At 40.1% G+C, this 20,894-nt stretch carries 14 protein-coding genes, 5 tRNA genes and 1 other RNA gene; 6 read left to right on the top strand and 14 right to left on the bottom strand.

Going from position 1 to position 20,894, the window contains the following annotated elements:
* Positions 1–33 precede the first annotated feature (33 nt).
* The 4 genes from PISS_RS03285 to PISS_RS03270 are packed head-to-tail and all read right to left on the bottom strand — an operon-like array spanning position 34 to position 4,321.
* Positions 34–1,200, bottom strand: coding sequence for an FAD-dependent monooxygenase (locus tag PISS_RS03285; protein ID WP_058154222.1), 1,167 nt, complete (start codon positions 1,198–1,200; stop codon positions 34–36).
* Positions 1,197–2,384 (bottom strand): 2-octaprenyl-6-methoxyphenyl hydroxylase, encoded by a 1,188-nt coding sequence (ubiH, locus tag PISS_RS03280; protein ID WP_058154221.1) that lies wholly within the window; start codon positions 2,382–2,384, stop codon positions 1,197–1,199. The genes PISS_RS03285 and ubiH overlap by 4 nt, the downstream gene beginning before the upstream one ends.
* A gap of 14 nt (positions 2,385–2,398) precedes the next feature.
* On the bottom strand, positions 2,399–3,721 hold the full coding sequence (pepP, locus tag PISS_RS03275; RefSeq protein WP_058154220.1) for a Xaa-Pro aminopeptidase: 1,323 nt from the start codon (positions 3,719–3,721) through the stop codon (positions 2,399–2,401).
* Between the two features lie 36 nt (positions 3,722–3,757).
* Positions 3,758–4,321 carry a UPF0149 family protein gene (locus tag PISS_RS03270; RefSeq protein WP_024600851.1) on the bottom strand — a complete coding sequence of 188 codons (564 nt, stop codon included), beginning with the start codon at positions 4,319–4,321 and terminating at the stop codon, positions 3,758–3,760.
* A 225-nt stretch (positions 4,322–4,546) separates the two neighbouring features.
* On the opposite strand from PISS_RS03270, the gene ssrS reads away from it, so the two are divergent.
* Positions 4,547–4,730, top strand: a non-coding RNA gene (ssrS, locus tag PISS_RS03265) — 6S RNA.
* Between the two features lie 153 nt (positions 4,731–4,883).
* Here the strand turns inward: ssrS and PISS_RS03260 are convergent.
* The 8 genes from PISS_RS03260 to PISS_RS03225 form a co-directional block, all read right to left on the bottom strand.
* Positions 4,884–7,967 (bottom strand): efflux RND transporter permease subunit, encoded by a 3,084-nt coding sequence (locus PISS_RS03260; protein ID WP_013464148.1) that lies wholly within the window; start codon positions 7,965–7,967, stop codon positions 4,884–4,886.
* Complete coding sequence (locus tag PISS_RS03255; protein ID WP_013464147.1) at positions 7,964–9,160, bottom strand: efflux RND transporter periplasmic adaptor subunit; 1,197 nt, start codon at positions 9,158–9,160, stop codon at positions 7,964–7,966. Before PISS_RS03255 ends, PISS_RS03260 begins: the two co-directional genes overlap by 4 nt.
* Positions 9,157–10,566 (bottom strand): TolC family protein, encoded by a 1,410-nt coding sequence (locus PISS_RS03250; protein ID WP_058154219.1) that lies wholly within the window; start codon positions 10,564–10,566, stop codon positions 9,157–9,159. The genes PISS_RS03255 and PISS_RS03250 overlap by 4 nt, the downstream gene beginning before the upstream one ends.
* Positions 10,567–10,872: 306 nt before the next feature.
* Positions 10,873–10,948, bottom strand: a tRNA-Phe gene (locus tag PISS_RS03245).
* 41 nt (positions 10,949–10,989) lie between these two features.
* Positions 10,990–11,065 (bottom strand) — tRNA-Thr (locus tag PISS_RS03240).
* A 59-nt stretch (positions 11,066–11,124) separates the two neighbouring features.
* Positions 11,125–11,200: transfer RNA gene (locus PISS_RS03235), tRNA-Phe, on the bottom strand.
* 48 nt (positions 11,201–11,248) lie between these two features.
* Positions 11,249–11,324 (bottom strand) — tRNA-Thr (locus PISS_RS03230).
* Positions 11,325–11,396: 72 nt separating this feature from the next.
* A tRNA-Phe gene (locus PISS_RS03225) sits at positions 11,397–11,472 on the bottom strand.
* Positions 11,473–11,778: 306 nt separating this feature from the next.
* Between PISS_RS03225 and PISS_RS03220 the strand changes: the two genes are divergently transcribed.
* Positions 11,779–14,562 (top strand): ATP-binding protein, encoded by a 2,784-nt coding sequence (locus PISS_RS03220; protein ID WP_058154218.1) that lies wholly within the window; start codon positions 11,779–11,781, stop codon positions 14,560–14,562.
* 58 nt (positions 14,563–14,620) lie between these two features.
* Here the strand turns inward: PISS_RS03220 and PISS_RS03215 are convergent, their stop codons facing one another.
* Complete coding sequence (locus tag PISS_RS03215) at positions 14,621–14,893, bottom strand: oxidative damage protection protein (protein ID WP_013464143.1); 273 nt, start codon at positions 14,891–14,893, stop codon at positions 14,621–14,623.
* A 33-nt stretch (positions 14,894–14,926) separates the two neighbouring features.
* The gene (gene mutY / locus PISS_RS03210) at positions 14,927–15,988 is read right to left on the bottom strand and encodes an A/G-specific adenine glycosylase (protein WP_058154217.1); all 1,062 of its coding nucleotides are present in this window, start codon (positions 15,986–15,988) and stop codon (positions 14,927–14,929) included.
* A gap of 150 nt (positions 15,989–16,138) precedes the next feature.
* Here mutY and trmB point away from each other — a divergent pair, with 150 nt between their 5' ends.
* The 4 genes from trmB (at position 16,139) to arcA (ending at position 20,890) form a co-directional block, all read left to right on the top strand.
* Positions 16,139–16,864, top strand: coding sequence for a tRNA (guanosine(46)-N7)-methyltransferase TrmB (gene trmB / locus PISS_RS03205; protein WP_058154216.1), 726 nt, complete (start codon positions 16,139–16,141; stop codon positions 16,862–16,864).
* Between the two features lie 36 nt (positions 16,865–16,900).
* On the top strand, positions 16,901–17,926 hold the full coding sequence (locus tag PISS_RS03200) for a methyltransferase (RefSeq protein WP_058154215.1): 1,026 nt from the start codon (positions 16,901–16,903) through the stop codon (positions 17,924–17,926).
* Positions 17,927–18,109: 183 nt separating this feature from the next.
* Positions 18,110–19,714, top strand: a complete 1,605-nt coding sequence (locus PISS_RS03195) for an ATP-binding protein (RefSeq protein ID WP_024601260.1) — start codon at positions 18,110–18,112, stop codon at positions 19,712–19,714.
* A 459-nt stretch (positions 19,715–20,173) separates the two neighbouring features.
* Complete coding sequence (gene arcA / locus PISS_RS03190; protein WP_008110444.1) at positions 20,174–20,890, top strand: two-component system response regulator ArcA; 717 nt, start codon at positions 20,174–20,176, stop codon at positions 20,888–20,890.
* Positions 20,891–20,894: the final 4 nt, after the last annotated feature.

The following is a 20,894-nucleotide window of genomic DNA, read 5'->3' as shown; positions in this document are numbered from 1 at the left end:
AGCTGACAGCTAAAAACTGACCGCTTGTCTTTATCACTTCCCTATCGCTTCTTTAGCGAATAGGTGTTTGATTGGGCCTAAGTTATCAACGAGTGAAAGCCCTACTCCACGAATCAGCTTTTTAACTGGGTTTGCGCCTTCAAATAGCTCTTTTAGCCCTTGCATCATGGCGATGTGTTTTTGTGCGTCGAGCTTGCGGGTACGCTCGTAATCACGCAGTGTCCGCGTACTTGCAAACTCCTCGCTATCTCTTGTTAATAACTCAATTAAATAAGCGGCATCTTTTAGGCCCAAGTTCATACCGAGCCCTGCTAATGGATGAATGGTATGCGCTGCATCGCCCATTAACACCACGTTGCCATTGACCCATTGTTGGGCGTAACGCATTTTAAGTGGGAACGCGACGCGCTTACTTTGCACTTCACATAAACCACACTGCCCATCTATGGCAGCCATAACTGCTTTATTAAAGGCGGTGTCGTCCATTGCTAACAATTCATCGCAATGATTCGGGCTAGTTGACCACACAATTGAATGAGTATGCTCATCGCTTAGTGGTAAAAACGCTAACGGCCCGGTTGGTAAAAACACTTGGCGTGCGGTATTTTTGTGTGACTCTTTGGTTTTAACTGTCGCGACTAAAGCATGGTGATCGTAATCTTTAAAGCTCAGCGCCATATTAAACTGTTTACGAATCGCTGAATTTGCGCCATCAGCCGCCACCAGCAACTTAGCAATAATAGGTTCGCCAGTTTTTAAATTAATAAATACGTCAGACTCACTTTGATGTATTTGCTGATACTCGGTATTAAACATGAGTGTGGCATTACTTTGTTGCTCAAGCTCTTTTATTAGTGCAAAGCGAATAATGTCGTTTTCAACTATGTGCCCTAAATGGTCAAGCTCAAGTTGCTCGTTATTAAAGGCTATTTTTCCAAAGCTATCGGCATCGCGTACATCCATGTGCGTATAAGCACAAGCACGCCCAGCTATTATGTGTGGCCATACATTTAACTGCTCGAGCAATGTTTGGCTGGCAATGCTTAGTGCACTAACTCGTAAGCCATAATCATCGCTCGGTGGAGCTTGAGCTGGCGCTGCATCTAACACAAACACGCTAATATTCGCTTTAGCAAGCCCAAGTGCCAGCGTTAACCCAACGCAGCCACCACCCACTATACAAACCTGTACTTGTTTCATAAACGTGTACCTTGTTTAACTTGACCCATTAATTGTTTTGCTAATGGGGCTTTGAATGCGGGGAATAAATCCATTGAAAATAGCCCAATACTGCGACCAAGCGCTAACACCCGTGATGAGTTTGAAAAAAGTCGAACCAAGGCATCGGTCAATGTCATAACGGTGTTTATATCATCACTGCGCTTGATTGAATATTGACGAGTAAAAGCATAGCTACCTAAATCATGTTCACTGTTTGCAATTAAGTTACTCAGCACTTGTACATCTCGCAACCCTAAATTAAAGCCTTGTCCTGCAATAGGATGAATGGCGTGTGCCGCGTTGCCTATCACCACTGTGCGGTGCGTCGTTAATGACTCTATTTGCCCATAAACCAGTGGGTAACTAGCGCGCATACCGACTTTTATAAACTGTCCTGCACGATAACCAAAGGCAATTTGCAGCGCACTTATAAAGTCTGGTTCACTTAGCGACATATACTGCTCAATATGTTCTTGGCGCATACACCATACTAACGAATAGCGGTTTTTACTCATGGGTAATAAAGCCATTGGCCCATTTTGGGTAAACCGCTCAAACGCCTGATGATGGTGTCCACCAGCGACTTCTATATTGGCAATAATCGCACCTTGTTCATAAGGCTGGGTATTGAAGCCGAGCCCCAATAAATTACGAGTTGGCGACTGTGCACCGTCAGCAATCACCAACAGCTTGGCACTGAGTTTTTCACCACTTTGTAGTGTAAGTTCATTACTATCGGCGTTTTGTTTTATCGCTGTTACGCTATCTGGGCAAAAAAGCGATATGTTTGATTGCATTAAGCGCTGATGCAGCACTCTGCCAAATGGGTTTACCTCTACTACATAACCTAATGAGGGTTTTGCAAACTCCTCACACTGTATATGGGTTTTACCAAAGTGCCCTTTGTCTGACACACTCACTTTTTTTATGGCCGCAGCATAGGGAGCGTTCATTTCAAATAAATTGAGGCTTTGTAAATACTCTACCGATTGCTGGGCAAGTGCGATGCTTCTGTCATCAAAGCTTGGATGATAATCTGTGGTTACTTGATTTGCTTCAACCACGGCAATATGTAGGCTGGGATTTTTTTTACTTATACTCAGAGCACAACTTGCGCCGACTAAACCACCACCAATTACTACAACATCAAACTGCTTAGCCACTTTTATCTCCAAGCTTATGCGTTTTTAGCGCTTTGCATTAGCGCTTCTATTTCACTAATTGTTTTAGGCACGCTAATGGTTAAGTTGTCGTGACCCGACTCAGTTACTAATAAGTTATCTTCAATACGAATACCTATACCTTGGTATTTTTGAGGCGCATTTGAGTCTTTACTAATATATAGCCCAGGCTCAATGGTTAGCACCATACCCGGCTCTAAGACACGCTCTTGGTTATTAACCTTGTAATCGCCCACATCATGAACATCAAGTCCTAACCAGTGACCAAGGCCATGCATGTAGTATTCTTTACAGGCACCTTGTGCCATTAACTCATCAAAATCGCCGGTTAAAATACCTAAATCGAGTAACCCTTGGGTTAGTACTTGCATAGCGAGTTTATTTGCCTGAGATAAAAGGCCACCGGGTTTTATTTCGCTAAAAGCGACTTCTTGCGCTTTGAGTACAATATTATAAAGCGCAGCTTGCTCAGTGCTAAATTTACCGTTAACGGGGAAAGTACGCGTTATATCGGCAGCGTAGCCTTGTAGCTCACAGCCTGAATCAATCAGCACTAAATCGCCATTGTTCAATACATCGCTATTTTGGGTGTAGTGCAAAATATTGGCGTTATCGCCACTGCCGACAATAGTGCCATAAGCAGGATATGGCGCACCGTTCATTGCATAGTGATGATGAAGCTCTGCCTCTAGTTGAAACTCGGTTGCGCCAACGTGGGAAAAACGCATGGCTCGCATGTGTGCTCGAGCGCTTATTTCACAGCCCTCACGCATAATGTTAATTTCGCCTGGCGATTTAAATAAGCGCATTTCATGCAATAAAGGGCGAATATCTTTAATTGTACTCGGTGCTGTATCCCCTTTTTTAGGGGTACTGCGCAAAGTGTTAAGCATTGAAAATACTTTGCCATCAAAGGCAGGATACATCCCTTGTGCATAAAATAAAATCTGTTGGCCGTTCACCAAATTCAATAATTGTTCATTTAGCTCACTAAGTGCATAAGTTTTGTCGAATAAGTATTCGCTTTGTGCTTTTTCAAAACCAATGCGTCTGCCGTGCCATACCTCTGCAAGTTTGTCTTTATCTAAACAAAATAATAGTGAGGGTGTATCACTGTTTTTGCAAAGCACCAACACGGCATCGGGTTCGTTAAAACCAGTTAAGTAAAAAAAGTCACTGTCTTGTCGAAACGGATAATGAGTATCACGGCTACGCGTTAGCTCTGTTGCAGCGGGAATTATAGCAATACTGTTATTATCCATTGCCGCCAATAAACGCTCGCGGCGCGCTTTAAACTCTGACTTTTGTATTTCAACCATTAATAACTAACCCATTACTTTTATTGTGTTGCTCAATTAATGCAGTGTTTTTTTGTTGCTTTGTGGGTTTTGCTCTTTGCCAAGTTCAGCAAAACACAGTAACGCCGATACGCGTACGTACTCAATCACTTCATGCAGTGCTTGGCTATCTTCTTCGGTTTCTTCAAAGGTTGTATCAAGGCGCGTAATTTCGCTAAAGTCGCTAATCACTTCTTTTACATCTGCCGACAGCTTGCCATAGTCTTTTTGCTTTAAGCCAAAGCCCAGCATAAACCCAGCTACCCATGATACGAGCCCATTGGCTTGATCGATGAGTGTTTCGTCATCACTCGGTAAAAACAAATCAAATTGAAACTCTTCATTGTTAAAGCTTTCAACAACTTGTTGATAAACTTTACCAAAAAACTGTTTTAAATCGTTGCTAAACGACTCGCCATCATTAAATACGTCGCTCAGTAAGCCTAAGTATTCTTTATCGTCAATGCTTAGCCCACAAGCAAGTAAGCCGCTAATAACGCCATGCGCTTCAGCAGGTGATACAAATATTTCGTTTTTCTCTAAAAGAAGTTGGGCTTTTTCGTAATCTGGTAAGTTATTCATAATGACGTCTTCGCTTTGCTAATTAAAGCAATGCTACCACTCGATAAAAAGCAACTCCAATGAATTCTATGACTGAGGTCAAAAGCAAGCGATTGAAAAGCAAATTGAGTTCAAAAAGCAATCTTAAAAGTAAATATAAGATTAAATTTGCAGGAAAACTGAGCGAACAGTTTAATTTTTTACGATTGGGGTTTAAGGATTGGAATATGTCTTATATACTAAATTTGTTCCCTGGGGTGCAGGAGCTTGGTTAAGTCCCTGAGCCGATAAATTTTATACCAGGATTTTTGTTCGTTTACTATTGTGCAAGCTCGGCATGTACCGAGAAGCCTACGGTAAACCGCAGATTTCCGCCCTGAAACCTCAAGGTTTCAGGACTGACACCGGGCACCGCATTCTCGGGGAACACCTTCCTTTATAGCTTAGGTTCTAGGTTCTCAAGCATTTCTTTTTAACTAAACATTCCCTATCTTTCGTCTTTAAATATATCGAACTGCGCCTCCACAGCCCGATATTAAACTTGTTTCTAACACCTATCCCTTTGTCTTTTTAATGCCTAACACTACTTAAACCAACCTTGAAAGCGCTCCATCAGCATATAGTTAACGGGAACAAGTAATAAGGTTATAAAAGTCGCAAATATAATCCCAAAACCTAGGCTTACTGCCATAGGAATTAAAAACTGCGCCTGAGTCGCCTTTTCAAACAGCAGCGGCATTAAGCCTATAAAGGTGGTTAAACTAGTTAGCATAACCGGGCGAAAACGCGCTACGCCGGCGGTTTTAACAGCTTCCATTAAATCGAGCCCTTCACTGCGTTTTTTATTAATAAAATCAACCAATACTAACGAGTCGTTCACCACGACCCCAATTAACGCGAGCATTCCCAGCAAACTCATAATGGTAAGCTCCATAGTCATGATCCAATGGCCAATTACTGCGCCAATCATGCCAAAAGGAATAATGCTCATCACCACCAGTGGCTGTAAGTACGATTTAAAGGGAATTGCGAGCAACCCATAAATTACAAAAAATACAAATACCATTCCCCACAATAATGAACCAAACGATTCGCGCTGCTCTTTGGCTTCACCTTCTAATGAATGGCTTACACCTGGGTATTGTTGCACAAGTTCATCTAAGTAGGTTTTTAAATCAGCTTGAAGCACGGTCATATTGGTATCGGTTTTTTCTACATCCGCCGACACATTAAGAGTACGGTAACGATCAATACGGGTAATGGTTGATGGGCTTTGACCCGGTACTAAAGTGGCCACGTGTGACAGCGGCACTCGCCCACCATTAGGTGTTTGTATTAATATATCTTTTAAATCAGCAACTGAGCGTCTTTCATCTATAGGTAAGCGCACCATAACGCGCACATCATCACGCCCGCGTTGAATGCGCTGTACTTGTACACCAAAAAACGAGTTACGCACTTGTCTTGATACATCAACTCTATTTAATCCAAGTGCAAGCCCTTGCTCTGTTAGCTCTATTTGTAGCTCTTCTTTACCATCAGACATGCTATCGGCAATATCAAACACGCTTGGATAAGTGGCCAATCGTTGTTTAATTTGCTCAGCCACTGTTTGCAGTGTGGTTATGGAATTACCCGATAATTGAATATCAATTGGGTTTGAGCTTCTACCTATTTCTGCTCTAAATGTGAGACTTTCAGCCCCTGGGATCACCCCTATTAATTGCCGCCACTCTTTTACCAACTCACGCGAACCAATATCAGACTCTCGTTGTTCTGCTGGGGTGATTTCAAAGCGCACACTACCCGAATTAGCCGCACCGCCTCGCCCGCCAGTGCTGGCTAAAATATTAAGGATAATACTTTGCCCTGTTTCTTCATCTTGATACTTACGCTGAAGCTCTCTGGCTTTATCTGACATATCAATAATGTATTTATTCGTGACTTCAAACGGTGTTCCCGCAGGAAAAGTTAAATTAACCCGAACTGTTTCACTGGGAATACGTGGGAAGAAAATAAACTTAGTCCAACCACTGGTGATCATGGTTAAAATAATTAAAAACACGCCCATAAATAAACTGACTGTGGCCAGTTTGTTGCGTAGCGCTAGCCCTAATACGGGTTGGTAATATTTTAAAATGGCATGCTCAAAACCATCAGCAAAACGTTGTTGGAGTTGCTCTAATTTAGAACCTTTGCCTTTTTGCTGGCGCAGTTTGATATATTTTAAATGCGCTGGCAGCACAAATTTAGATTCAATCAATGAAAACAATAATACCGGAATAACCACCACCGGTATTTGCGCAAAAATAGCGCCTCGCGCGCCTTCTATAAAACCTAACGGTAAAAAAGCGGCCACGGTGGTTAACACGCCAAATGTAACTGGCGTGGCTACTTCTTGAGTTCCTTTTATAGCAGCCTCTTCGCCCGATTTGGCGGTTTTTAAATGGGTATACACGTTTTCACCGGTAACAATAGCATCGTCCACCACAATCCCTAGCACCAATATAAAACCAAATAAGCTGATCACATTTATGGTCACGCCAAAGGCGGCCATTGCCATAAACGCGCCCATAAATGAAACCGGAATACCAATAAATACCCAAAACGCGATGGCAGGTCTTAAAAATAAAGTCAGTAACCCCAGTACCAAAATACCGCCCTGTAAAGCATTGCTAGTTAGGGTAGCAATACGGCTTTTTACTACCTCAGAGTCATCATCCCAATAGCTTAAATAAAACCCTTGCGGTAAATTAGCTTGCTCACTGGTAATATAGTTTTTAACTGCATCGGCCACTTCTATCGCACTTTGCGGACCAATGCGGTACACATCGATAAATGCGGCTTGTTTGCCATTAAAGCGGGTGCGCACGGGGGTTTCTTCAAAATCATCGTTAATGGTTGCAATATCACTTAAGCGAATAATAGTGCCATCGGCTTGATTTTTTATCACAATGCTTGCAAATTCATCTTTGCGGTAAGCTTGCCCTTTAGAGCGAATAAGTACATCGCCGCCCTCTGTTTTAAGGTTTCCCGCTGAAATATCAGAACTTGAATTGGCAATGGCACTGGATATTTGCGCCAAGGTTAAATCGTATTGGCGCAGCGTATCTTGGCTTACTTCGATTGCCAGCTCATAATTACGTACGCCACTAAGTTCAACTTGGGTAATCGCCGGAATACGCAGCAATTCATCACGGACTTGCTCTGCATATTCTAGGGTTTCTTTTTCGTTGTAGTCACTTGAAACAGTGACTGCTATTACTTCACGCTTACGCTGGATTAACCCTATTACTGGTTTTTCTGCATCGGCTGGAAAGGTATTAATGGCATCGACACGGCTCTTTATATCCGCTAACAATTCACGCTCGTCATAGCCAGTATCAACCTCAACGCTTACTTGTGATGACCCCTCAGAAGAGCGGCTCGATATTTGTTTAATACCTTCGAGATCTTGTAATGCTTCTTCTATTCGTATGGTGACCCCTTTTTCAGCATCTTCTGGGGTTGAACCACGTAAACTCACACTAATATTTATACGATCAGAAACAAACGAGGGAAACACCTCTAACGGTAACTTAGAAGACAGGCTGAATAGGCCGCCCAACACAATACTAATTAGCAATAAGTTGGCAGCCACATGGTTACGAGTAAACCAAGCGATCATGGCTGCTCTCCTGTTTTTTGTGCTTTAGGAGTCGCATCCATTATCTGCACTGGCGTACCTGAACTCACTTGCCCCAGTGGCGTCAGTACTAATTGACTACCCGCTTCAAGACCTTTACTCACAATGCCTTGCAGCGCATTTTGCCACGCTAAAGCAATATTTTTACGCTGTAGTGTGCCATTTTCAACCACATAAACATAACTGCCTTGATATATCGCACTATTGGGAATAACGAGTACCTGAGAGGCGACTTTGCCATTAATTTTAGCTTTAACGTATTGTCCTATTTTTACTGGGTATTGATTATCACTGGTTGATTTATAAGGGTCATTAATTTTAGCCACCACATACAATTGCTGAGCACTTTCATCTATTGCGCCCTCAGTACGAATAAGTTGGCCTTGCCATTGTTGCTCGCCAATTAAATCTGAAGTGAAATTAACCGCTGAGCCACGCTGATTTTTAGCACCATCTCGATATTGCTCAGGTAAATTAATAAAAGGCAGATCTTTATTCTTTATCGGTAAGCGTATTTCAACACTGTCGGTTGCATAAATTGTCGCTAACTGCATATTGTTAGATACCACCTGACCTAAGTCAACGCTGCGGTTTAATACTCGCCCAGCATAAGGGGCTTTAATTTTAGTACGTTCAAGATTTAGTTGCGCTTTTTCCAATTGTGCTTGTGCTGACAAAACCTGTGCTTGCGCTGCAGCTAGCTGTGGCTTTCTAAGTACTAAAATACTCGGTTCAGACTCATTGCCTAAACGTTGCCAATCAGTAAGCGCTTGTCGGCCTCGTGCTTGCTCTTCTAATAAGTTTTGCTCGGCATTGAGCAAATTAGCTTGTGCTGATTTAACTTCCGCTTTTAAATCGCGATCATCTAGCTGAAGTAACACATCGCCTTTTTCAAAAAAGCCGCCTTCGCGGAACTGCTCATTTATATCAATAATCAGCCCAGAAACCTGAGCCACCAACATACTTTGAGTCCGTGGTTTAACCGTACCAAAGCTATCAATTTCAACGGGGTAGTCAATTAACTGCAATGGTTTTACCGCTACATTAATTTTTGCTTTTGGCGGTGCTGAAAAACGTGATGCTTTAGGCGGGTTTCCCTTAATAAACATCACCAAAAAAATGGTCGCTATAATGATAGCAGCGGGAACAATTATTTTTTGTTTGTTTAGTTTCATAGTGCTTGCTCATCCTGTGCGGATCTTGATTTTGCAAAGTCGCCCCCAAGAGCAACATGTAATTTAATGCGATTTGTGAGTAATTGGTTTTTAATTTCAATCAGTGAACTTTGTGCATCAAACGAGCGTGCTTGTGCATCTAATACGGTGGTGTAGCTCACTAAACCACTTTGATATTGTTCAAACGATAATTGCTCTGCTGCTAAGGCATTTTCTTGTGCCTGCAAGGTGCTTTGGTAGCGTGCCTTTAAAGATTGTTGTTGGGTAATAGCATTTTCAACATCACCAAATGCATCATATAAAGATTGCAGATAGGCTTGCTCTTGCTTTTGCGTTTGTAAACTGGCTATTTCCTCGTTCGCAGCGAGTCGCCCAGCGTCAAAAATAGGCGCTGAAATGCTACCAATAAGTGACCACGCAAGACTTGAAGCAGAAAATAAGTCGCTTACCCTGTTAGTGCTATCGCTTAAACCTGCCGCTAAATTTAAACTCGGAAAACGCTGTTTATGCGCATACGCAAGCGAAGCGTCGCTGGCTAATAACTGATACCAACTAGCACGCAACGCAGGTTTGCGAGTAATAAGCTCCGACGGTAAACCAAGAGGAATGTCGTCATTAATTACAGGTAGGTCGTTATTCGCTGCTATCAATCCTTTTGGATACTCCCCCAATAAACGCTCAAGGCTACGTGCAGCTTGAGTCAAATTTGCTTTTTGGGTTGCTATACGGGAGCGTTCATTGTTTAACTCATTGCGAGCTAAATAAACATCTAACGCTTCATTTAAACCTTGGCGATAACCCGACTCAATAATCTCAAGGTTTTGCTGGGCGTTAGCTTCTCTGCGCTTAAACAAATCAAGTAATTGCTCTGCACTGATTAAGTTAAACCAATTTGTTATAACATCTGCAATAAGCTGTTGTTTAGTTTGCTCATAGCGAGCTTGCTGAGCAAGGTAGTTGAGGTTGTCTCTGCGCTTTGCATCAGAGAGTTTACCCCATAAATCAATTTCATAGCCTAACTCTAACGATACAGAGCTTGAGTTATTATAACTAACCGGACGATTATCTTTGCTCCGTCCTACTCGCGTTGAAATATCTAAACTGGGCCATAAAGCGGCACCGGTGACAATTAATTGCTGTTTTTGTATTTCTACATCAAAACGGTTTTGCAATAGTTGCTGATTGTTTTTTAGCGCTTGAGTAACTAGCTGCTTTACTGTTGGTGAAGCAAGTTTATTAAACCATGTGTCGTTGACAGCAACTACTGATTCAACAGCTGTTTGTTGCCACTGTTCTGGAAGTGTATTCGGTGCTTGCTCACGCAGTTGCGGGTTTAAGTTACTCGCACAACCACTTAGCAGCATAATACTTATTGCCAATAAAGATGGCTTATATTGCCACATCATTTTTAAACCTGATTAATGCTATTTATGAATGTTATTCAAGCACTTTAGCAAACGTTGCTCAATTGACTTTACATAACATTACATACTTTGCGATGAAATTATAAGTGCCGTAGATACGCCAAGTATTAACATATTGATCACAAATTAATAAACAACCTAATTTTTAGCCAAAAAAGCTGAATAAAGTTCTCAAAGAGGTACGAAAAGGACAGAGGGACTTACTGTTTATGACGTGCTGGAAAAATAGAGCAGGATAGAAAAAACTTAGAAACAAAAAAGCCCCGCATATGCGAGGCTTTGTATAAATGGTGCCTCGACCCGGAATCGAACCAGGGACACGAGGATTTTCAATCCTCTGCTCTACCAACTGAGCTATCGAGGCACTTAAACAGTGCAAATAGTTAAATTAACTATTTAAATAAATGGTGCCGACTAACCGAGTCGAACGGTTGACCTACTGATTACAAGTCAGTTGCTCTACCAGCTGAGCTAAGTCGGCACACTAAACTGTGTGCTAAGGCACTTTATCAATTTTAAAGATTGATAACTTTTAATAAATGGTGCCTCGACCCGGAATCGAACCAGGGACACGAGGATTTTCAATCCTCTGCTCTACCAACTGAGCTATCGAGGCACTTAAACAGTGCTAGTGAACTGCTTTGAGCAATTTCACTTTTATAAATGGTGCCGACTAACCGAGTCGAACGGTTGACCTACTGATTACAAGTCAGTTGCTCTACCAGCTGAGCTAAGTCGGCACACTAAACTGTGTGCTAAGGCACGTGTAATAACGTTTAATCTTATGATTTTAAACACTATTACTTTAATAATGGTGCCTCGACCCGGAATCGAACCAGGGACACGAGGATTTTCAATCCTCTGCTCTACCAACTGAGCTATCGAGGCACTTAAACAGTGCTAATTAAAAATCTTAACGGATTTTTAATGCAATTCCCAGCTAGCTCTACTGACTGGCTATCTGGGCGTGCGGCGTATTAAACGAGTTTTGCCCCTACAAGTCAACTTTTTTTTTATTCTTTATAATCGTTTGAACGGTTTTCAAACAACTCGAGGCTATTTTCGTTAATACAGTGTATTTATCCAACAAAAGAGTTTAAAAAACGTAGTGAATTATTTTTTTTAGGTGTTACGATTGAATAATAACTTTCGGTACAGGCTTACCGTTTTAATAATAAGACCACAGGAAAACTCATGCAGAGCAAGCCCTCTTCAGCAATAAAAGGCCTACTACCTTTATTCTTAGTTAGTAACCTTATAATAACCGCATTATTTGTAGTCGCCTTTGTGCTTTATTCACAAAGTAATGCTGATAACAATGCATCTGCTCCAACCTCTACTTTATCGTTAACAAAACTTGCTGAGCGTCTTGATCAGCCTTTAGCAGAAGCATTAACAATATACGAGCAAGACAAGGTCACGCAATTACTCGATATGACCACCTTACTCAATGATGATTATAAATATACGCTCCACCGTTTTAATGCCAATAATCAAGCCGAGTTAGTTTATAGCAATAACAGTAAAGCAATTGCGCCTTTAGCTGTTAATAAACATATTAAAGAACAAAATACTCTTCATCATTTAATCTCATCAGAGGGGCAGATAATTGGAGAGCTTATTATTAAGCAAACACAGCCCTCAGTTACACCATCAAATCAACACTCACCACTAAATGCCTATGTTGTAGCCTTTGCTGCACTGGTGGTGCTGTTTTTATTAGCATTCATGTTGAATAAATACATTAACAAGCGATTACATAAAAATACAGATTCACTTACTCAAGAACTAAAAGAAATTACGCAAAATGATAACTATCAAAGCACCCTAAATGAGCAACTAGAGGGTGGTTTAGAAACGGTAGCTCAACAAGTTAATTTATTACTCAAAAAGGTGAGTAAGGTTCAAGCTGACGATCAAGCGGCAAAAAAAGAGTTAAAAAAATTACAAACAAGCCTTGAAACAGAAGTACAAAGCAGAACCTTTGAGTTAGAGAAACAAACGCAAAAAGCGCTAAAAGCCAGTGAAACTAAAACCACCTTTTTAGCCACTATGAGTCATGAAATAAGAACACCAATGAATGGTGTAATCGGTACCATTGATTTACTTCGTCAAACAGAACTTGATGGTGCACAGCAACGTTTAAGTACAATTATTCGTGAATCTGCATTTTCGTTACTCAGTATCTTAGATGATATTTTGGATTTTTCTAAAATTGAAGCAGGAAAGCTCAATATAGACCCGACTCCCTTCTCTGTTGCAGATACGCTAGAAGAAGTCGCAAAGGTGTTATCGTCTGTTGCAAAAAACCGTCACCTAGAACTCGATTTATCAATTGCACCGGATATTCCTAATAACCTTATGGGCGACTCAGTCAGGGTTCGCCAAGTACTTTATAACTTATGTAGCAATGCCATTAAATTTACCAGCACTAACGGCTCTACTCAAGGTAGGGTGAAAATATCGGTTGAAGTTGCACACAACACTGCCGATCATTTTACACTCCGTTTTTGTGTAGTTGATAACGGTAAAGGAATGAGTCAGTCTCAATTAAGGAAAATATTCAGCCCGTTTACTCAAGCTGAAAGCTCAATTACCCGAGAATTTGGCGGTACAGGACTTGGGCTTTCAATTTGTAAAAGCTTAACCGAGCTAATGCTTGGTACTATACATGTTACAAGCCATGAGGGGATTGGTAGTGAATTTACCGTTGAACTGCCTTTTTCAACGGCAGGTAAAACTGAATTTGCTCATAAAAATACACTCAATGGCAAACATGTTGTTGTTGTTAGTGATAATGCTGAACGCGGCAAGGTAATTTATCGTTACTTGTCATTTATGGGGGCCAAAATAACCTATGCCCACGAGCAAAAGGACATAGAAGATCATCAAGACACAAAGGATATTATTTGGGTTGTTGATGGTATTGACGACATGAGTAGCATTAGCACCTTGCTAAGAAGTTTACTTTACTCACTAGAAGATAATAATCAGCAAATGGTGGTATTAAGTAAGCTAGATGAAGCCGTTATTAATCATAAAAATATTTTTTATATTAATGCTTCACCACTGTGCAAATCTAACTTTATGCTTTCAATTTTGGTTGCGGCAGGCTTACATAAACCTAAGCAAATAAAAAAAGCTAAAAGCATGAATCATTACTTAAATTCAGAAGAAGCACTCGCTGCGAATAGGCTTGTTTTATTGGTAGAAGATAACTTACTAAACCAAGAGGTACTTACCGAGCAGTTACACATACTAGGGTATAGTGTGGAAGTAGCGAATAATGGTGAGGAAGGCATAGAGATGTGGCGTAAAAACAGCTATTCGCTCATCCTAACCGATTTACATATGCCGAAAATGTCTGGCTACGATATGGTTGAAAAGATTAGAGAAGAAGCAGCACTGTTAGAAGCAATCGACGCCCAACCTTATATTATTGCTGTAACAGCCAACGCCTTAAAAGGCGAAAGAGAACGCTGTTTAGCTGTGGGAATTAATGACTTTATAACTAAACCGATTGAGTTAAATGCGCTTGAGGACATATTAAATCAATGGAGCGATTTAGATAATAAACAGCCAAAACAAATTAGCTCAGCTGAAAAGCCAGCCATGCCTATTAACATGGAGTCTGCCAACAAATATATAAATGGCGATGATGCTAAAAAAATTCGCTTCTTTAAAATGTACTTAGAGCAAAGCCAAGAACAAATTAAATCAATCAACTTTGCGGTACTACAAAAGAGTCAAAGTGAAATTATAGCTGCCTGCCATCAATTGAAATCTATATCAAAAACAGTGGGGGCTAATATTGTGGCTGATTTAGCGCAGTCATTTGAGGATAAGTGTAAGGCTGATGAAATCAATGCCGATGAGTTAATTGAGATGAGAGATGAGCTCGAAATTGAATATTCAAGAGCAGCACAATTTTTAAAAGAACAAATTAGAAACCACGATCAACAAGATGACTTGATTTAACTAAACTGTTCATAGGTATGCACAACAAAAAAGGGCTTTTATAGCCCTTTTTTAACGATTATTTTTCTACTGGCTTATAGCCTTCAATCTCAACCTCTTTACCTTCAAATAAAAAGCCAACCATTTGCTCTTCTAAAAAGGTACGATGTTCTGGGTCCATCATATTTAAATGCTTTTCGTTGATCAGCATCGTTTGTTTATGCTGCCACTGTCCCCATGCTTCTTTAGATATATTATTAAAAATCTTTTCGCCAATTTCCCCAGGATAAAGTTGAAATCCAAGGCCTTCAGCTTCTTTTTGTAACTTTTGACAAAATACAGTACGTGCCATGATTTATTCTCTCTAACGCTAAATGCTGCTAGTTTAACCTATTGGGCTCATTTGTTTAACCAACTTTTTAGTCGGTGCAGCTAAACCCACCTCTATTGATTGATCAAGTGGATACCATATTAATTGCTTGTCGTTCACCACATCAGGGATTTGCTGAACATTGAGCACATGTGGGTTTATGGTTAGCTCAAAATGTGAGAACACATGGCTAAAAGGCGCTAATATCTCAAGCTCATTTTTTAGCCCTTGTTGTGCTAAAAAAGTGTCGAGCTCACTGTGCTCATTAAATTCAAAAAATCCAAATAATCCGCCCCAAATACCGCTACTTGGGCGCTTTTCCATGAGTACTTTGTCGTCATGTTTAATAATTAACTGATGACAACTTTTTTTAGGCACTGCTTTTTTAGGTTTAGAATGTGGAAACTCTTTAACCTTACCCGCATTAAAAGCACCACATTGTGTTTTTAACGGGCATGCTTCACAGTCAAAACGACTTCGTGAACAAAGGCTTGCCCCTAAATCCATCATAGCTTGATTAAACTCAGTCACATTATTTTTAGGGGTAAGTTGTTCACTTAAATGCCACAGCTGATTTTCTACCTTTTTGACGCCATACCAACCTTCAACCATGAAAAATCGTGCAAGCACTCTTTTTACATTACCATCAAGAATAGGATGATGCTGCCCCAACGATAAAGATAAAACAGCACCGGCAGTGGAGCGCCCTATTCCGGGTAAATCCATTACCTCTTCAAGTGTGCTGGGAAACTGGCCTTGATATTTGTCTCGCACTATTTTGGCCGTTTTATGTAAGTTGCGCGCGCGTGCATAGTAACCTAGACCAGTCCAGTGATGCAGAACCTGATCTTCATCAGCATTTGCTAAAGCAATAATATCGGGAAAGCTTTGCATAAACTTTTCGAAATAAGGAATAACAGTCACAACTTGGGTTTGCTGCAGCATCACCTCAGACACCCATACTTTATAAGGTGTTTTAGCTAATTGCCATGGCAATGTTTTGCGCCCATGGAGATGATACCAATCAACTACTTGGTTAGAAAACCAATCAGACTGCTGCTTTTTTAAATCCAACATATTTACTTTTTTACTAATGCTTAATGGCGGCTCAGTCTATTGTAGTTGTTGAAAAGATCAAGCTATAACGCCCTAGAGCTTGTCAACCCCGCGCGGGTCAGGGATAATACGCAACCATTTTTAAACACATTGTTTTGTCAGGCCAATAATATGAGTGAATCAAGTAACAACAACCTTGAGCAAGCTAAGCAAGAAGGTAAGTATATCCGCACTATTCGTAGTTTTGTAAAACGCGAAGGCCGATTAACCAAAGGCCAAGCCGCTGCAATCGAAAAATGCTGGCCAACAATGGGGCTTGAGCATAAAAACGGCCTGCTCGATTTAAACGCAGTATTTGGCAATGACAATGATGTAGTGTTAGAAATTGGCTTTGGTATGGGCAAGTCATTGGTTAAAATGGCAAAAAATGCACCACATCTGAACTTTATCGGTATAGAAGTACATCGCCCAGGCGTTGGCGCGTGCTTAATGGATGCCGACGAAGCAGGCGTTACTAATCTTCGTGTATTTGAACACGACGCCGTTGAAGTCCTTGCAGATTGTATAAGTGATGAAAGCTTATCGACCTTACAATTGTTCTTCCCTGATCCATGGCACAAAAAGCGTCACCATAAGCGCCGTATTGTACAAACTGAGTTTGCAGAAAAACTACGTTCTAAATTAAAAATTGGCGGCGTTTTTCATATGGCAACCGATTGGGAAAACTATGCAGAGCATATGCTTGAAGTAATGCAAGCAGCACCTGGTTACAAAAACCAATCAGAGACTAACGACTATGTACCTCGTCCTGATTTACGTCCGCTGACTAAGTTTGAACAACGTGGCCATCGTTTAGGCCATGGCGTATGGGATTTAATGTTCGAACGTACTAAATAACCGTTAATTAAATAATCAAGTAAGGTAAAGCCATTTATGAGCGTATTAACCAATCCGAGCCTATTATTACTTCGCAACAGCGAGGAGCTAAAAGGTAAATCAATATTGGTGGTCAACTTTGTTCAAGATGGCTTTTTAAATGAGCTAAAAACGCTCAACCCACAAAGTAAAATAACGGCTTTTAGCTATAACCATGCAAATGGTGAATTTGCTAAAAACATATCGGGTATAAATGTCGAAGTTAATCACACGATTAACGCCGGTGAATATGATTTAGTAATTCTTTATTACCCCAAGTCTAAGCCCGAGCTATTAATGGCATTAGACAACATACGCGCAGTGATAAGTAAAGAAGCTGAGCTGCTAGTCGTTGGCGAAAACAAAAGCGGTGTAAAATCAATTGAAAAGCAACTCGCCAATAAAACGGCGTTTAGTAATAAAATTGACTCTGCAAAACACTGCGTTTTATATTCATTTTCAGAAATAACCCTGAATTCAACATTTGATATTAGTACTTACCACAAAGAGTTTGTGGTAAACGTAAGTGATATTGAGTTTACTGCTGTAAGTATTCCTGGCGTGTTTAACCATGGCGGCCTTGATGCAGGCACTAAAATGCTATTAGAAAATGCACCAAATATAAAACACGGTAACGTTCTTGATTTTGGTTGTGGCGCGGGGGTTATTGCTACGTTTTTAGGGCTAAAAAATCCGGCTCTTACATTTACATGTAGTGATGTAAGCGCACTGGCTGCCTATGCAACAACACAAACGCTTAAACTTAATAACGTTAATGGTGAAGCCGTACTGAGCGATGGTTTAAACAGCATTGCAGGTAAGTTTGATTTAATTATTAGTAACCCACCATTTCATACCGGTATTGCGACCGACTACACAGTGGCCGAATCGTTTTTAAATAATGCCAAACAGCACCTAACTAAAACAGGTAAGCTCACTATTGTTGCTAATAGCTTTTTAAAATATCCACCTATTTTAGAAGCCCAATTTGATAGTTATCAAACGGTGTTTAAGAATAATAAGTTTGCTGTATACAGTAGCTAAAACTTATTATTAATCCCCTATCAAAACATAAATATGCGGTATATTAGCCGCATATTTACTTTATTACGTAGATTAACTAAGAATAAATAGTGTAATTAAGCTAATCTTTTTGCTTCACTTTTTCCTGTTTTTGCTAAACTAGTATTTATTACATTCACAATTGACACGGATGACCCTCTCGCAATGCCTAAAACTGTAGAGCAAAATAGCATTCGTAGCATATTGTTTAAAACCATCATGCTTATAACAGCCATCTGTTTGCTATTATCTCTTTCTATTTCTACTTACTTAAGTACACAAGAGCAAAAAAAGCAGCTCATTAGTAAACTTGTGCTGGTGTCAGAGATCATTGCCTTTGATGCAATGCCGTCATTACTAAATAAAAATAGACCTGCAGAAGAAAGGCGGTTAAAGCTTCTTCAACAAGTATCATCGGTTACAAACTTACATATTTATGCGCTAGATGAGCAAACAAATAAACCAGTATTTTTTACCAGTTTTAATGCCCGAAAATCGCCACCTGTACCAATCAAAACAGACAGTATTAACGACTTTATAGAACCCCAAGTAGGTGATGAGTTTATTGAGTACATTACTCCAATACTCAATAATGATCAGTTACTGGGTTATGTGTATATTAGGGGCAGCTTGGATAACTTAAATAAGCTTATCACTAAAAAAATTATAATTGATATTGCCATTATCGCTTTAATACTTATCTTCATCTCTTTGATTATTTTAAGGCTACAAAAAAGGATAGCCAGCCCAATAGAAAACTTAAGCTTGTTACTGCAAAACATAGCTAAAAATCATAACTACTACGCCCGGGCGCCTTTAACAAACTTAACTGAAATAACCCGGCTTTCTAACAGCTTAAATGTAATGCTGGCGCGAACACAAAGACAAATAGAGCGCCACGAAGAAGATAAAAAAGAAATTAAGCTACTAAACTCAAATCTTGAAGAAAAAGTAAGCCAACGAACCATCGCGCTCAGAGAAGCAAATAAAGAGTTGCTATCTACACTTGAAAAGATGCACCAATACCAAACTCAAATTGTTGAAAACAAAAAAATGGCTTCATTAGGGCAAATGGTGGCAGGTGTAGCTCATGAGGTAAATACCCCTATAGGGCTTGGGATCACCGGTTCTACTTTACTAAGGGATAAACTCGCGGAGCTACAAATTAACTTTCAAAATAAGTCATTGACTGCCAGTCAATTTGAGCAATTTACTAACGATGGCATTGAAAACTTAGACCTCATCTACAGTAGTTTAAACCGTGTCGCAGAGCTTATTTCTAACTTTAAAAAAGTGGCCGTGATTAAAGATGATGAAATCACTAGCACAGTTCACTTACAGCAGCTCATAAACGATACATTATTGTCTATGGGGCAAGAGTTAAGAATAAAAAATCCTAAAGTTCTTATAAATTGTCCAGCAGATTTAACCGTTGAAAGTAAAAAAGGGCCACTGCAGCAAGTTTTCCATCAACTAATTTTAAACTCCCTACTACACGGATTTGTAGCTGGCGGTGACAATGTAGTGCAAATTGATATTGTGGCAACAAACACAAAAACACAAATTACCTACACCGACAACGGCCTAGGTGTAGAGAGCAACATAAGAGCGAAAATTTTTGACCCCTTTGTTACTTCAAAACGCGGTCAAGGAGCCAGTGGATTAGGCATGCATTTAGTTTACAACTTAGTGACCCAGGCTTTGGCTGGAGAGATTGTGTTAGATACTGAGTATCAATCAGGAGCACGATTTATTATTACGCTATTTTAAAAAGTGAAATAAATCCGTTGCCTGCTCTTGAATTACGACTTTATGACCATACTAAGACAGCACTCATTGAACAGTTGTACCATTAATGCTGTATTTTCACACAATTAATGAACTTAATTGTGTTTAACATATCACATACATTGATGAAAAATTGTAAAGTGATATAATTTCGTTTTGAATTAGTCTGATTATTTTAAGTATCTTTAGGTGGTTGATGGATGTATCAATTATTAAAGGGAAATGGCTTCGACTTTATAATTCAAATTATACATCCAACGTTAAGTATCAATTAAGCCGCGGTTTTTAATAATACGTCAAAGTAGGTTTGGGCGCGCAGCTGTTTTTATCTAATTTGTTTTTACTTGTTAACATTTAGATATAATCCTATAATTCTAGTAGTCGGTTTTGATGATCACACCGATTTTAAAATAAAACACACTCCAAAAAGGTTAATTAAAAATGCAAACGCCAGTCATTCTGATCGTAGAGGATGAAGACGTAACTAGACTAAACCTCGTTAGTTTATTTGAAGCCGAAGGTTACAAAGTTATTGAAGCCATTGATGGCGATGATATGCATGATAAGCTTACAAATAACGATGACGTCAATCTTGTAGTTATGGACATCAACCTGCCAGGTAAAAACGGGCTTATTTTAGCTCGCGAATTACGCCAAAAACGCAAAGTTGGTCTTATTTTCTTAACAGGCCGTGACAACGATGTAGACCGTATTTTAGGTCTTGAAATTGGTGCTGATGACTATATTACTAAGCCTTTCAACCCGCGTGAATTAACTATTCGTGCTCGTAACTTAATTACGCGTACTGCATTAGGTGGTGAAGAGTCTGCTATTGAAACAAATGGCGTGATCACCTTTAACGGTTGGGAACTTGACGAAAACAGTCGTTGCCTTACTTCTCCAAACGGAGACGCGAAACGTCTACCTAAAGGCGAATACAGAGCACTGCGTTTAATGCTTGACTCTCCGGGTCGTATATTTAGCCGTGAGCAACTAATTAAACACATGACTGGCCGAGAGCTTCGCGCTAACGACCGTACGGTTGACGTAACAATTCGTCGTATCCGCAAACACTTTGAAAGCGACAACTCAACATCTGAGTTAATCAGCACCATCCATGGTGAAGGTTACCGTTTCATTGGTAAAATCGACAGCTAATTAG

The sequence above is a fragment of the Pseudoalteromonas issachenkonii genome (assembly GCF_002310795.1).
Lineage (GTDB): Bacteria > Pseudomonadota > Gammaproteobacteria > Enterobacterales > Alteromonadaceae > Pseudoalteromonas > Pseudoalteromonas tetraodonis.
This window is presented reverse-complemented; position numbering and strand designations above follow the sequence as displayed.

What these genes read in the sequence shown, in the direction of transcription:
- PISS_RS03285 (WP_058154222.1), bottom strand. Translation starts at nt 1,200, where the DNA reads ATGAAACAAGTACAGGTTTGTATAGTGGGTGGTGGCTGCGTTGGGTTA.
- pepP (WP_058154220.1), bottom strand. Translation starts at nt 3,721, where the DNA reads ATGGTTGAAATACAAAAGTCAGAGTTTAAAGCGCGCCGCGAGCGTTTA.
- PISS_RS03270 (WP_024600851.1), bottom strand. Translation starts at nt 4,321, where the DNA reads ATGAATAACTTACCAGATTACGAAAAAGCCCAACTTCTTTTAGAGAAA.
- PISS_RS03260 (WP_013464148.1), bottom strand. Translation starts at nt 7,967, where the DNA reads ATGATCGCTTGGTTTACTCGTAACCATGTGGCTGCCAACTTATTGCTA.
- PISS_RS03255 (WP_013464147.1), bottom strand. Translation starts at nt 9,160, where the DNA reads ATGAAACTAAACAAACAAAAAATAATTGTTCCCGCTGCTATCATTATA.
- PISS_RS03250 (WP_058154219.1), bottom strand. Translation starts at nt 10,566, where the DNA reads ATGATGTGGCAATATAAGCCATCTTTATTGGCAATAAGTATTATGCTG.
- PISS_RS03220 (WP_058154218.1), top strand. Translation starts at nt 11,779, where the DNA reads ATGCAGAGCAAGCCCTCTTCAGCAATAAAAGGCCTACTACCTTTATTC.
- PISS_RS03215 (WP_013464143.1), bottom strand. Translation starts at nt 14,893, where the DNA reads ATGGCACGTACTGTATTTTGTCAAAAGTTACAAAAAGAAGCTGAAGGC.
- mutY (WP_058154217.1), bottom strand. Translation starts at nt 15,988, where the DNA reads ATGTTGGATTTAAAAAAGCAGCAGTCTGATTGGTTTTCTAACCAAGTA.
- trmB (WP_058154216.1), top strand. Translation starts at nt 16,139, where the DNA reads ATGAGTGAATCAAGTAACAACAACCTTGAGCAAGCTAAGCAAGAAGGT.
- PISS_RS03200 (WP_058154215.1), top strand. Translation starts at nt 16,901, where the DNA reads ATGAGCGTATTAACCAATCCGAGCCTATTATTACTTCGCAACAGCGAG.
- PISS_RS03195 (WP_024601260.1), top strand. Translation starts at nt 18,110, where the DNA reads ATGCCTAAAACTGTAGAGCAAAATAGCATTCGTAGCATATTGTTTAAA.
- arcA (WP_008110444.1), top strand. Translation starts at nt 20,174, where the DNA reads ATGCAAACGCCAGTCATTCTGATCGTAGAGGATGAAGACGTAACTAGA.